Below are 14,020 nucleotides of genomic sequence, written 5' to 3'. Positions count from 1 at the left end.
GTTACCACGTGAATATAAATGAAGGATAAATAAGCCAGGATTATATGTCGTTCTGAATTTCAGAATATTGATGTTTACCACCGCAGAAATAAAACCATAACTCATTAATTAATAACAATATTGTATTTAATATTATTAAATGGTGAATTTCACAATGAGCAAAAAAATTAAAAAATATATGATTTTTTTTATCTCTTTTTATGAAATTATTACCTAAATATTAATATAAAGCAGAAAAATGAATCCAGATCAATTGACCGACCATGTTGTAACACGTATTATGCTCTCCCCTTCAAAGAAACATCTAAGCTTTATACCGTTAACCTTTAAAAAACAATTAATCATTAACGTTTACATCCACAGCTTATACCTATTCTGTTCAATTTTTTAGCTCAATGAAAAGCAACCATCAGTAATATCTGTCTGCTTAACAATGGCTCTTATAGATATGCATCTAGTCAATAATAGTATTTGAAATTAGTACCTTTTTATCATCATCCCTCTCAAACATAACAAAGTGATGAATGCAAACTACCACTCTCCAATACGTTTACAAGATGAAATCAACACACTTATCCACAGTTTTTGTGGATAACTAAGTTAAACACTGGTCAAATCTACTATTCTAAAAATCAAGCATTATTTTATAAGCATCTGGGAGCAATTTTGTAAAATGAAAGCCTTCCACATAACCACTATAAAAAAACCAGCATAACGCTGGCTTTTCTTTAGTAGAATATTGTCTGATGTATTAACAGCTATATTCCATCATAAATTGAATATCTTGCCCTTCCTCAAAATAAACAGGCTCAACGCCATACTGGAATAGCTTTAATGGCTTACCATTTGCTGTGTGGTAGCTTAACTTTCCATCTAATAACTGCAGCCATGTTCCTTCTGGAATCCCCACAACCGGCTCATGCTTATTCACTTCTAAAAACTCTTGAATACGCTCATCACGGGTTTCTCCCATATGACCTTCAACCGACGCTTCTAGATAATGCGGGTTTATTTGGAAAGGAACAAAGTTAAGTGAGCTTAGCACTGCACTGGTGACAATCGGCATATCGTTAGTGGTACGAATAGTTGGGCAACCAATATTGGTACCTGCACTCCAACCAATATAGGGAATACCTTTCGCTAATACCGCCTTACGTAACGGTCCAACTAAACCTAAGTCATGAAGTTTTTTATTTAAAACCCATGTATTACCACCACTTACAATAATTCCTTCAGCTTCCTCAATGGCTTTAACTGGATCGGCTGCTTGATGAATACCTGTTGCAACACAATCAATACCTAAACGATCAAATGTCGCTTGTACCATCGCCACACGATCATCATGACTCGATCGAATCACAGCATAAGGAATAACAAGAAAATGTTTAGCGCCAGTTCGCTTAACTTGCTCAACAATTGCATCACCCGCAAATTCCATTACATGGGTATTACCTGCAATTTTACCGTTACTCAATAATAAAATATCCATCACATCTATCCTATGCTCATTCAATGATGCCATCATCTCACACGATGATCACAAGTGCCCTTACATAAAACGAGGTTTAAAACGGCTTTACAAGCTATCCAAACATATTTTGCGAAAACTTAACTCATCATCACAAGCTTTCTGGCTAAGGCATACAGTCAAATAACAATTAATAAACACAAAACCAAAAACTGATAACTTCTACGTCATATGCAGTGGGTGTTTTTTGATCGCACAGCTAAACAAAGCCGTAGTAACTAAATTAAAAACTTATATTTCATGATCTATCTTTATGAAAAACACAATAATCACTAAAACCCTACACCACAGGAGTTGTTATAACGGCAACAAAATCAGATAATGTTTAGATCTCTTTTAATAATAATGAAGCCGGTATGACTGAATACCTCCTATTACTTATTGGTACTGTGTTGGTTAACAACTTTGTACTCGTTAAATTTTTAGGCTTATGTCCATTTATGGGCGTATCTAAAAAATTAGAAACAGCTATTGGAATGGGCTTAGCAACCACTTTTGTGCTGACGCTTGCTTCTGTTTGTGCTTATCTTGTTGAAACTTACATTTTGGATCCATTAGGGATTCAGTACCTACGCACACTAAGCTTTATTCTAGTCATTGCCGTTGTTGTGCAATTCACAGAAATGGTCGTACATAAAACAAGCCCAACGCTTTATCGTTTATTAGGTATTTTCTTACCACTTATCACCACTAACTGTGCGGTGTTAGGTGTCGCCTTATTAAACGTAAATGAGCGTCATAACTTTATTGAATCCGTTATTTATGGTTTTGGTGCTGCAGTGGGTTTCTCACTTGTGCTTGTTTTATTTGCTTCTATGCGTGAGCGTATTGCTGCCGCTGATGTACCTGAGCCATTCAAAGGCGCATCCATTGCGATGATCACCGCAGGGCTGATGTCTCTTGCATTTATGGGCTTTACTGGATTGGTGAAATTGTAATGAGTGGGATCCTTATCGCAGTCATTGCCATCGTTATTCTGGCTGCCATTTTCGGACTAATTCTTGGTTTTGCTTCGGTTAAATTTAAAGTTGAAGCCGATCCTATTGTTGAACAAATCGACAGTATTCTTCCGCAAACCCAATGTGGTCAATGTGGCTATCCTGGCTGTCGCCCTTACGCAGAAGCGATTGCCAATGGCGATGTGATCAATAAGTGTCCTCCAGGCGGTCAAGTTACTATTGAAAAATTAGCTGACTTGATGGGTGTTGATGTTCCTGATTCAACCCAAGGTACAGAAGAAAACATTAAAAAAGTCGCATTTATTCATGAAGATATGTGCATTGGCTGTACTAAATGTATTCAAGCGTGCCCTGTCGATGCCATTGTTGGCGGCACTAAATCTATGCATACGGTTATCAAAGACGAATGTACAGGTTGCGATCTCTGTGTTGCTCCCTGCCCTACTGACTGTATCGAAATGATCCCAGTTAAAGAAACGCCTGATAATTGGAAATGGCAACTAAACCAAATTCCAATCGTAAATATCAGTGATGCACCGAGTACAGAAAAGGTAGAGTCGTAGTTATGCTATCTATCATTGAGCAAATTAAACAAGGTAAGTTGTGGGATTTCCACGGCGGTATTCATCCCGCTGAAAATAAAAAAATCTCAAATCAAGCACCTATCGTTAGTGCTGGCATTCCACAAGAACTCGTTTTACCACTTAAGCAGCATATTGGTTCTAAAGGTGACATTATTGTTGCTGTTGGTGACAAAGTACAAAAAGGTCAAGCTCTAACACAAGGTGACATTGCAATGTGTGTCCCTGTTCATGCGCCTACATCTGGTACAGTAATAGCCATTGAACAACGTACGACTGCTCACCCTTCAGGTTTAAGCGATTTATGTATCGTTCTTCACCCAGATCACACCGATACTTGGGGAGAGAAAAAAACCTATGCCGATTATCAAGATCGTGATCCCGCAGAACTGATCGAAACAATCCGTTTGAGTGGTATCGCTGGATTAGGTGGTGCTGGTTTCCCTACCGCAAGAAAACTTCAAGGCGGTTTAGGTAATGTTGATATTTTAATTATCAACGCGGCTGAGTGTGAGCCATATATTACTGCCGATGACCGACTCATGCGCGATTATGCTGAAGAAGTGATCGAAGGGGTTCGTATTCTTCGCCATATTATTAGCCCAAAGCTAACAATCATCGGTATTGAAGATAACAAACCTGAAGCGATTAAAGCCCTTGAGCAGCATGTCACCGAAGCAGACAACATTCTGATCCGTGTTGTACCAACAAAATATCCATCAGGTAGCTCAAAGCAGTTAGTTAAAATTTTAACAGGCAGAGAAGTACCAAGTCAGTCACGTTCAACTTCTGTTGGCGTTATCATGCAAAACATAGGTACTGCTTTTGCAATTAAACGCGCCATTATCGACGGTGAACCACTGATTGAGCGTGTTGTTACGCTAACCGGTGAAGCCTTTAAGAAACGTGGTAATGTTTTTGCTATGTTAGGTACGCCGATTGCCTACTTGTTAGATAAGTTTGGCTATAAAGCCGATAAAAAACATCCTCGTGTGATCATTGGTGGATCGTTAATGGGATTTACACTCCCACATTCCAATGTGCCGATCACCAAAATAACAAACTGTATTTTGGCACCAAAACGCAAAGAACTCCCATTACATACCTATGAAATGGCATGTATCCGTTGTTCTGCTTGTGCGGATGTATGCCCATCATCATTGCTCCCACAGCAATTACAGTGGTACGCCAAGGATCAAAATTACGACAAGTGTGAAGAATATAATCTGCAAGATTGTATTGAGTGCGGTGCTTGTGCATATGTCTGTCCAAGTGAGATCCCTCTTGTTCAGTACTATCGCCAAGCAAAAGCTGAGATCTGGGCACGTAGCCAAGATGAAATGAATGCAGAACGAGCTCGCCAACGCTTTGAAGCCAAACAAGCACGCATGGAACGTGATAAGGCTGAACGTGAAAACCGCTTTAAAAAAGCGGCTGATTCTCGTCGTGATGAAATGGCGAAAACTGGGGGTGATGATGCAGTCGCTGCCGCTATTGCCCGCGTAAAAGCCAAACAAGCAGCAGCCGCTAAAGCAGATACAGCAGAAGTGAAACCGGCTGTTGCAGCTGCGATTGCAAAAGCAAAAGCAAAACAAGCAGCTTCAGCACAAGGTGCAACTTCAGAAAGCCTGCCAGATAACAGTGAAATGGCGAAATTACGTGAAGAGCGTAAGCGTCAAGCTCGTGAACGTAAGGCTGAAAAAGAAGCTACAGCAAATAACCAAACCGCTGCTGAAAATGACAGTAAAAAAGATGCTGTCGCAGCTGCCGTCGCCCGCGCTAAAGCAAGAAAAGCCGCACAACAAGCAGAGGCACAAGCGGAATCAACACCAGAATCTGAAGTTGAAGCTGAAAACGTTGATCCGAAAAAAGCCGCTGTTGCTGCTGCCGTCGCTCGTGCTAAAGCAAGAAAAGCCGCACAACAAACAGAAGCACAAGCAGAATCAGCACCTGAATCTATAGTTGAAGCTGAAAACGTTGATCCGAAAAAAGCCGCTGTTGCTGCTGCCGTGGCTCGTGCTAAAGCAAGAAAAGCCGCACAACAAGCAGAGGCACAAGCAGAATCAGCACCTGAACCTGTAGTTGAAGCTGAAAACGTTGATCCGAAAAAAGCCGCTGTTGCTGCTGCCGTGGCTCGCGCTAAAGCAAGAAAAGCCGCACAACAAACAGAAGCACAAGCAGAATCAGCACCTGAACCTGTAGTTGAAGCTGAAAACGTTGATCCGAAAAAAGCCGCTGTTGCTGCTGCCGTCGCTCGCACTAAAGCAAGAAAAGCCGCACAACAAGCAGAGGCACAAGCTGAATCAGCACCTGAACCTGAAGTTGAAGCTGAAAACGTTGATCCGAAAAAAGCCGCTGTTGCTGCTGCCGTCGCTCGCGCTAAAGCAAGAAAAGCCGCACAACAAGCAGAGGCACAAGCTGAATCAACACCTGAAGTTGAAGCTGAAAACGTTGATCCTAAAAAAGCTGCTGTTGCTGCTGCTGTCGCTCGCGCTAAAGCAAGAAAAGCGGCACAACAAGCCGCCAAAGAACAACAAAACATTGAGGAAGATTAACCGTGGCGTTTAATATTGCCAGTTCACCCCATGACCATAACCGCCGAAGCACCAGCGCTATTATGCGTACAGTTATATTATGCTCGGTATTTGGCGTTATTGCTCAATGCTACTTCTTTGGTTTCGGTACTCTGATCCAAATTGTATTAGCATCTATTTCTGCAATCATATTTGAAGCGATTATTGTAAAACTGCGTAAACGTCCTGTTGTACCTTATTTAAGAGATAATACAGCTCTGCTTACTGGCGTATTAATTGGTTTATCAATCCCACCATTAGCACCTTGGTGGTTAACTGTTATTGGTGTTTTCTTTGCGATAGTCATTGCAAAACACCTTTATGGCGGTATGGGACAAAACCTCTTTAACCCCGCGATGATTGCTTATGTCGTACTGCTCATTTCATTCCCAGTACAGATGACAACCTGGTTACCACCAGCATCATTGAGTGCACAACCAGCTAACTTTATGGATAGTATTTATGCAATCTTTACTGGCTTTACTCAAGATGGATTTAGTGTTCCACAACTGAAAATGTCAGTTGATGGTTACACGATGGCAACACCGCTAGATACACTAAAAACAGCGTTACACACAGGGTTTACAACGGCTGAAACAATGACAAAGCCTGTTTACGGCGCGATTGCAGGTATTGGCTGGGAGTGGATTAACATGGGCTTCCTTGTTGGTGGTTTAATCTTATTAAAGCTTCGTGTTATTCAATGGCATATCCCTGTTGCTATGCTAACGTCACTATTTGTGATCAGTAGCCTTGTTTACATTGTTCATCCTGATACGACTGGCTCTCCGTTGTTGCACCTATTCTCAGGTGCAACCATGTTAGGTGCTTTCTTTATTGCCACCGATCCAGTAACAGCATCAACGACGGTAAAAGGCCGTTTAATTTTTGGTGGCTTTATCGGTGTCATGATTTATCTGATCCGCACATGGGGTGGCTTCCCAGATGGCGTTGCCTTTGCCGTTTTACTGGGTAACTTATGTGTACCACTTATTGATTACTACACTCGTCCTCGTACTTACGGGCACTAATTAAGAGAGCAGCCATGTTTAATGCAATGAAAAAAAACGGTGCTATTCTTGCCACTTTTGCGTGTTTAGCGACAGCGCTAGTAGCCCTGACGAACTACCTAACAGAAGATCGTATAGCAGAGCAGCAGCGGGTACAGTTACTGGATACTCTAAACCAAGTGATTCCCGTAGCAAGCCACGATAACTTACTCTACAAAAGTTGTACTTTAGTAAGAGATCATAAGCGTTTAGGTACATTGGCTCAGATGCCTGCTTATATCGCTAAAAAAGATAATAAGCCTGTTGGTGTGGCAATTGAAGGGATTGCCCCTGACGGTTATAGCGGCGCAATTAAAATTATTGTTGGTTTAGACATGAATGGCGTGATCACTGGCGTTCGTGTATTACAACAAAACGAAACTCCAGGATTGGGTGATAAAATTGAAACCACTGTTAGTAACTGGATTTACAGCTTTAATGGTAAGCGGGTAAATGGTGATAACGACCCATCATTTAAAGTACGTAAAGATGGTGGTGAATTTGATCAATTCACAGGTGCGACCATAACACCGCGAGCCGTCGTCAAAGCAGTAAAAAATATTTCGTTATACTGGGATCAAAACCAGGATAAAATCATCAACCAACCACTTGATTGTGCAGGTGAGTGATATGACAACTAATAAAGAGTTAATGGCAAATGGCTTATGGCTAAATAACCCGACCATTGTTCAGCTTCTCGGCCTATGCCCTTTACTTGCCGTTTCATCAACGGTGACAAATGCTTTAGGTTTGGGGCTTGCGACGACTTTAGTACTGATAGGCTCAAACTTAATTGTGTCTTTAATTCGTCACTGGGTACCCTCTGAGATCCGTATTCCAGTGTTTGTAATGATCATTGCCTCACTCGTAACCTGCGTACAGTTATTGATGAATGCCTTTACTTTTGGTTTATACAAATCATTAGGGATCTTCATCGCCTTGATTGTAACCAACTGTATTATCATTGGTCGCGCTGAAGCCTTTGCCTCTAAAAATGCACCATTACCAGCAGTACTCGATGGTTTATGGATGGGGTTAGGCATGACATCTGCGCTATTCATTCTGGGCGCAATGCGAGAACTATTGAGCAAAGGAACCTTATTTGATGGTGCTGATCGCCTACTAGGTAGCTGGGCATCAGTTTTACGAATCCAAGTATTCCATTTTGATTCAGGGTTCTTGCTTGCAATGTTACCACCGGGTGCCTTTCTTGGTGTCGGTTTGATGATTGCGGCCAAAAATGTAATTGATAAACGCCGTCAACAAAAACAGCCTAAAGAAGCATCAAAGCCAACGGTTGAACGTGCTCGCGTCACTAGCATAGACTAAAGATCAAACCCAATAAGTATCATACTTATTGGGTTTCTTTTTATTACATATCGCGACAAAATAATGGAATAGTAAAATGCTTAATTGCAATGACAGATGCTCACTCTGTCACTCCCTACTTATATTGCAATAAGCCTTATTTGGAATAGAAAATGAATAATCAAAAACGCGTCCAAATTCTTGAACGTTTACGCGCTGAAAACCCACACCCGGAAACAGAGCTTCATTGGAGCACGCCTTTCGAGTTATTGATTGCGGTATTACTCTCAGCTCAAGCTACCGATGTCAGCGTAAATAAAGCAACCGACAAGCTTTATCCTGTTGCTAATACCCCTCAAGCTATTTACGACTTAGGCGTTGACGGCGTTAAAGAATATATAAAAACCATTGGGTTATTTAATTCTAAAGCAGAAAATGTCATTAAAACCTGCCGTATTCTCTTAGATAAACATAATGGCGAGATCCCAGAAAACCGAGAAGCATTAGAAGCACTACCTGGAGTTGGTCGAAAGACCGCAAATGTTGTTTTAAATACGGCATTTGGATGGCCGACAATTGCAGTAGATACTCACATCTTCCGAGTTTGTAATCGAACTAAATTTGCCATGGGGAAAAACGTCGACCAAGTTGAAGAGAAACTCTTAAAGGTTGTGCCAAAAGAATTTAAAGTTGATGTTCACCATTGGTTAATTTTACACGGACGCTATACCTGCATTGCAAGAAAACCGCGCTGTGGCAGCTGCCTAATCGAGGACCTCTGTGAGTATAAAGATAAGGTAGACATCTGATTAATAACAAATTTAATTCAATAAAAAAGGAGCTTAATCGCTCCTTTTCACTGCTATCATCAGCAATTAAAGTGGTTCACAGTTTACTTTAAAACCGAATGCTTTACGCTTTTCTGCCATTTGTTTTGCGCCTTCACCCAACTTGGTAAACATCTCATTACGCTCTTCGGCTGAGGGTTTATCAGTACTCGCATCAATCGCTTGTTGCAGTTCCACGCGCGCTTTATCTTTATCATCCATCAAATAACTATTTTGTGCTAAAGCAATATAAGCCAAACTCCGACCTAATGGTGTTGCGGTATGGCCTAAGGCTTCTAACTCTGCAGTTGCACCAGATTCACAGGCTTCTAGCTTACCAATCGCTTTTGCGACAGGTGCTAAATCAGCACTCACTACTTCTTTTAATACTTTTTTTGTCGTCTCATTCGCTGCTTTTTCAGTCAATTTACCCACACTGAAAATCCCCACACCTACTGCAACTAATACAACAACAGCTATTAAAACAACTTTATTCATAACGAAAATCCTTATCTAAACAATGTAAATCATAACCAAAAACCATAAATTCTTTGTTAACTAATCATCAAATTCATAATTTCACAGCTAAAAATTCATTAATATCCATACAAAACAGCGGTTGATAATGATAATAGTTATCATTAGTATCTAGTTGACGTTTTTTACTAGGTATAAATTATGAAACATCTATTCCCAAAACTACCCTATGGCTTTAATGCACTAGAACCTTATCTTGATGCAAAAACTGTTGAGATCCACTATAGCAAACACCATAGAGGTTATTTTGATAAGTTTATCGCTGCAATTGAAAATACAGATCTTACTGACCAGCCCATTGAGACCATTTTAAGCAATATATCTCAATACCCTGCAGCAGTGCGTAATAATGGCGGTGGTTTCTATAATCACAACCTCTATTGGCAATGTATGTCACCCGAAGGCGTTCGCCATCCATCAGGTTTGCTTGCAGAAGCAATTAATGCCCATTTTGAAAGTTTTGCTAAGTTTAAAGAGACATTTTCAACATTAGCTGCCAATCATTTTGGTGCCGGATTTATTTGGCTCTCTGTCGTGGATGGACGACTCGAGATCTCAGCAACGCCGAACCAAGACAACCCGTTAATGGATACAGTAACAGTACAAGGGACTCCAATTCTTGCGCTTGATGTATGGGAACATGCTTACTACTTGAGTTACCAAAACGTCCGTCCTGATTACATTGACGCATGGTGGCACTTAGTCGATTGGGAACAAGTTGAGATGAACTACCTTAGCGCGTTACAGGCTTTCTAACCGCAAAACACTACCACTTACAAAGGATAATGACATGGATATTTCAGAGTGGGAAAGACACACCTTAATGGCTGATGATGCTAAGACTAACAATAACCCTTTGATGTCTATTGTTCATTATCAACTCGCGCTATCTATTGCTCAGGAAATCACGGCAGATTCAACTGACACCGAGCAACTAACGGATCTCTTAACGATGAAAGTCGTTTCTTGCCATAACATGGCTAATTTTTGGCGACAACATGGCGATCCAGACTACGAGTTAAAGTATTTACAACTTGCCTCTGAACAAGTTATTGCATTGATCCCACAGTGTAAACAAACGCAATGCCACAGCTATATAAATTCTTTGGGGTGTTGCCAATCTGCATTGATTAGCTTTTTAAAACGACATCCTAACCCTGCTATTGCGAATCAAGTTAAAGCCATTAACAACTATTCAAGTTGTGAGCTCATCGCTTCCTTTAAACTGCATTAATAAAAAATAAGGCTCGTTACATCATTCGATAATAACGAGCCCCATCCCATCCAGTTTTCCATTACTGATTAATAAATCGGACTTTGTCCTAATGAAATCACAACTCGACGATTTAAGTTTCGTCCGATAGGGGTTGAGTTATCAGCAATAGGACGCCGCTTTCCGTACGCTTCTACTTGAACACGCTCGGCAGGTAACCCTAACGATTGAAAATACTGACGCAGTTTGTCAGCTCGTCGCTCTGACATCTCTTGGCTTTCCGTAGTACCGGCAATCGAATCATTAAACGCGGCAACTAAAACCAAATCAATATCGTCAGAATAGCGAACAAAGTCGGCAATTTGAGCCAGACGTTGTTGTGATATTTTATTTAATGTGTCGCTATTTTCACTATAGTGGAGGACAGAAAATGCGATATCTTCAAATCCATAAGGTAATAGCTTACTCAGACATTGGCTAAATGATTGATAACCTTTTTGAAACGAAACGGCAGATAATCCAACCTCTAATGGGCGATTTTGTCGCTGCCAATCTTGATACATAAATGTAGGATTTCGCCCATCTTCTAATTCAGCAAGCATATTCCACACCGTTTTCCCTTGAATATAGCCATCAAACTGCTTAAAAAATTTAAGTCGTGTCATGGTATTGGCTGAATCACCAGGCATCCAACGAGCAGGCATAGAAGTTAGACGGACGTTTCGTGTTTCTCCCATCGGACGATACATTTTTAATTCAAAGGCAACAGATTGTTTTTTGCTGGAACGTGCTACGAACTCACCGTCACCGTAACCCGGTATATGATGTGACAAGCGACACTCTAGCGGCGTATCAACAATAACATTCCACTGTGACTGATTAGGCGATGCGATATATTGCTTCCCCGCCAAACTTGGCAATGAAAACAATAAAATCAATATATACAATGACCTAGGCCATATTTTAAAAATAAGAAATGTCATTATCCAAATGTCTTAATCTAACGTCTCGAAATATAAAGGCTGACTTTTAATTGATACTAATTAAACCTTTCTTTATATCGACCATAACATCCATTGCTTTAACAATTCAGAACCCGTTTCACATTAAGAAAAAAGAGACAGACCATTTTTGTTTATACATCAGATCAAATTGGTATCAAGGGATGGATCTGACATAATAGCCCATTCCTTTATTTTGACAGCAGTGTTATGAGCCAAGATAACGAATTCAATACATTAAAAAGTCGCTTTCGCGGCTACTTTCCCGTCGTCATTGATGTAGAAACCGCGGGATTTAACGCTAAAACAGATGCATTACTTGAAATCTGCGCCGTTACATTACAAATGGATGAAGATGGGTGGCTAAAGCCAGCAACAACCATCCACTTCCATGTATCTCCTTTTGAAGGCGCGATTTTACATAAAGAAGCGTTGGATTTTAATGGGATCCGTGATCCTTTTAGTCCATTACGTGGTGCAGTATCTGAAGAGCACGCTTTAAAAGAAATCTATAAGCAGATCCGTAAAGAACAAAAAGCCTCTGATTGTTCTCGCGCCATTATGGTTGCGCACAATGCAACGTTTGATCACAGCTTTGTTATGGCGGCATCTGAGCGTGCAAAATTAAAGCGTAATCCTTTCCACCCGTTTGCAACGTTTGATACCGCCGCATTAAGTGGGCTTGCATTTGGTCAAACGGTATTAGCGAAAGCATGTCAAACAGCAAATATCCCATTTGACAATCGTGAAGCACATTCTGCGCTGTATGATACAGAACGTACCGCTGAGCTATTTTGTGAAATAGTTAACAAATGGAAAAAGTTAGGTGGCTGGCCTTTAATGGCACCTCAAACAGAAGACATGGATAGCAACTAAATCTATCGCCCATCTAAACCGCAACATTCTCCTCTAAGCTCATATTTTTATGAGCTTTTTTTTTATGCTTTTTTTATTTATAGATTTTTAAATTAAACGTTTTAAACGCTCAATTTAAAAATATGTTAAATGCATGAAATTAGCATTAATTTTCACGTAACATTTAGTTAACATAAATGAAATCCGGTCTTATACTCACTCTTGTACTTAATCTTTGTTTTTCCTTTCAGGGACGAATAAGAAGCTAAATAACAACATATAGAGAGGCAGTATAATGTCCGTAAAAAAACGTTATCTCACCATTGCCGTAACCACTGCATTATTTTCAACGCAGGCTTACTCGGCTGGTTTCCAAGTTTCAGAACAATCTGCAACGGGTTTAGGGCGTGCATTTGCAGGTGAAGCTGCTATTGCTGATAACCCTGGTGTTCTTGCACGTAACCCTGCAAGCATGACAAAGTTCGATAAAATGGCTATTTCTGCACAAGGAAGTCTTGTTTTACCTAATATTGATGTCACTGCACATGATGCCCCAGCAGGTGAACAAACAGCCGAAGATGTCGCACCTCTGGCATTTGTACCTTCAACTTACTTTGTTCAACCACTGAATGATCGTTTGTCTTGGGGGATGTCTTTATTCTCTAATTACGGGGTTACAACCGATTACCCTGATGATTTTTATGACGGCACATCCGCAGGTAAAACCTCACTGCTCACCATAAACTTAAACCCAAGTGTTGCCTATAAACTCAATGACCAATGGAGTATCGGTGTTGGTGTTAGTGCTGTTTATGCACATGCTGAGCTTTACCGCCATTACGGTAAGAATGCACTACCGTTTTATCCTGCAATAAAACCCAGCGACAAAACCATTAATATGGAAGGAGAGACATGGGCATTTGGCTGGAATATAGGCACGCTATTTGAAATTGATGAGAATAACCGTTTTGGCTTAGCTTACCGTTCACAAGTTGACCTTGATTTTGACGGTGACTTTACTGATTACTCAGGACAAGTTCTCGGTGCCAATCGCCGTGGTTCAACCATCGACGCAAAACTTGCAGCCCCCCTCCCTGCTACCGCTGAGTTTTCAGGCTTTCACCAACTCAATAACCAATTCGCTTTGCACTACAGTATATTTTGGACCCAATGGAGTAAATTCACTGAGCTAAAAGCAACCAGCAGTGAATGTAACTTTGGGGGACAACTACCCGGTGTCTGCTTATTGAAAGAAGAAAAATATGACGATGCATTCCGCTGGGCTATTGGTAGTACATACAATCTTAATCCACAAATCACGTTACGTGCCGGCTTTGCTTACGATGAGCAAGGCGGTAAAGCAACATTGAGTATTCCAGATACTGACCGCTTCTGGTACTCAGCAGGAGCAAGCTATAAATACAGCGACCAATTGAGTTTTGATCTAGGCGTTAGTTATGTCTACGGCAAAGACGGCACATTTACTGAAGCAGGTGATAGCTTCACCGCAACCAGCGATGCTTTCATCGGTGCCGCGCAAGCTAATTACACTTTTTAACCCAAGACTGAACTAAGAATTGAAAGTAAGG

14 protein-coding genes are annotated in these 14,020 nt (G+C 40.7%); 11 read left to right on the top strand and 3 right to left on the bottom strand.

Translation table 11 applies throughout. From position 1 onward, the window contains the following. Positions 1–751 precede the first annotated feature (751 nt). Positions 752–1,489 carry a dipeptidase PepE gene (gene pepE, locus C9J41_RS03565; RefSeq protein WP_107245890.1) on the bottom strand — a complete coding sequence of 246 codons (738 nt, stop codon included), beginning with the start codon at positions 1,487–1,489 and terminating at the stop codon, positions 752–754. 395 nt (positions 1,490–1,884) lie between these two features. Between pepE and rsxA the strand changes: the two genes are divergently transcribed. The 7 genes from rsxA (at position 1,885) to nth (ending at position 8,807) form a co-directional block, all read left to right on the top strand. After that, positions 1,885–2,466: an electron transport complex subunit RsxA gene (gene rsxA / locus C9J41_RS03560; protein ID WP_045083337.1), complete on the top strand. Its 582-nt coding sequence runs from the start codon at positions 1,885–1,887 to the stop codon at positions 2,464–2,466. After that, positions 2,466–3,050, top strand: coding sequence for an electron transport complex subunit RsxB (gene rsxB, locus C9J41_RS03555; RefSeq protein ID WP_105059814.1), 585 nt, complete (start codon positions 2,466–2,468; stop codon positions 3,048–3,050). Before rsxA ends, rsxB begins: the two co-directional genes overlap by 1 nt. Positions 3,051–3,052: 2 nt before the next feature. After that, positions 3,053–5,623: an electron transport complex subunit RsxC gene (gene rsxC / locus C9J41_RS03550; RefSeq protein WP_107294233.1), complete on the top strand. Its 2,571-nt coding sequence runs from the start codon at positions 3,053–3,055 to the stop codon at positions 5,621–5,623. Between the two features lie 2 nt (positions 5,624–5,625). Further along, positions 5,626–6,672 (top strand): electron transport complex subunit RsxD, encoded by a 1,047-nt coding sequence (gene rsxD / locus C9J41_RS03545; RefSeq protein WP_107259673.1) that lies wholly within the window; start codon positions 5,626–5,628, stop codon positions 6,670–6,672. A gap of 14 nt (positions 6,673–6,686) precedes the next feature. Then, entirely contained in the window at positions 6,687–7,319 is a 633-nt protein-coding gene (gene rsxG, locus C9J41_RS03540; RefSeq protein WP_107206149.1) for an electron transport complex subunit RsxG, read from the top strand. 1 nt (position 7,320) lies between these two features. Continuing rightward, complete coding sequence (locus tag C9J41_RS03535; protein ID WP_107294232.1) at positions 7,321–8,019, top strand: electron transport complex subunit E; 699 nt, start codon at positions 7,321–7,323, stop codon at positions 8,017–8,019. 152 nt (positions 8,020–8,171) lie between these two features. Then, entirely contained in the window at positions 8,172–8,807 is a 636-nt protein-coding gene (gene nth / locus C9J41_RS03530) for an endonuclease III (RefSeq protein ID WP_045083333.1), read from the top strand. Positions 8,808–8,873: 66 nt separating this feature from the next. Here nth and C9J41_RS03525 read toward each other — a convergent pair whose 3' ends face one another. Next, positions 8,874–9,323, bottom strand: a complete 450-nt coding sequence (locus C9J41_RS03525) for a hypothetical protein (RefSeq protein ID WP_107245886.1) — start codon at positions 9,321–9,323, stop codon at positions 8,874–8,876. A gap of 180 nt (positions 9,324–9,503) precedes the next feature. On the opposite strand from C9J41_RS03525, the gene C9J41_RS03520 reads away from it, so the two are divergent. Both C9J41_RS03520 and C9J41_RS03515 read left to right on the top strand, forming a co-directional pair. Further along, positions 9,504–10,118: a superoxide dismutase gene (locus tag C9J41_RS03520; RefSeq protein ID WP_107245884.1), complete on the top strand. Its 615-nt coding sequence runs from the start codon at positions 9,504–9,506 to the stop codon at positions 10,116–10,118. A gap of 34 nt (positions 10,119–10,152) precedes the next feature. Continuing rightward, complete coding sequence (locus C9J41_RS03515) at positions 10,153–10,596, top strand: DUF2753 family protein (RefSeq protein ID WP_107206144.1); 444 nt, start codon at positions 10,153–10,155, stop codon at positions 10,594–10,596. Between the two features lie 68 nt (positions 10,597–10,664). Here C9J41_RS03515 and C9J41_RS03510 read toward each other — a convergent pair whose 3' ends face one another. Next, positions 10,665–11,558 (bottom strand): OmpA family protein, encoded by an 894-nt coding sequence (locus C9J41_RS03510; protein ID WP_107206143.1) that lies wholly within the window; start codon positions 11,556–11,558, stop codon positions 10,665–10,667. A 228-nt stretch (positions 11,559–11,786) separates the two neighbouring features. Between C9J41_RS03510 and rnt the strand changes: the two genes are divergently transcribed. After that, complete coding sequence (rnt, locus tag C9J41_RS03505) at positions 11,787–12,452, top strand: ribonuclease T (RefSeq protein WP_107245882.1); 666 nt, start codon at positions 11,787–11,789, stop codon at positions 12,450–12,452. 274 nt (positions 12,453–12,726) lie between these two features. Then, on the top strand, positions 12,727–13,989 hold the full coding sequence (locus C9J41_RS03500; RefSeq protein ID WP_107290488.1) for an outer membrane protein transport protein: 1,263 nt from the start codon (positions 12,727–12,729) through the stop codon (positions 13,987–13,989). The last annotated feature ends 31 nt before the right edge of the window (positions 13,990–14,020 follow it).

The sequence above is a fragment of the Photobacterium sp. GB-50 genome (genome assembly GCF_003026755.1).
Lineage (GTDB): Bacteria > Pseudomonadota > Gammaproteobacteria > Enterobacterales > Vibrionaceae > Photobacterium.
Note: the sequence above shows the minus strand (reverse complement) of the source record. Positions and strands in the feature narration are given on the sequence as shown.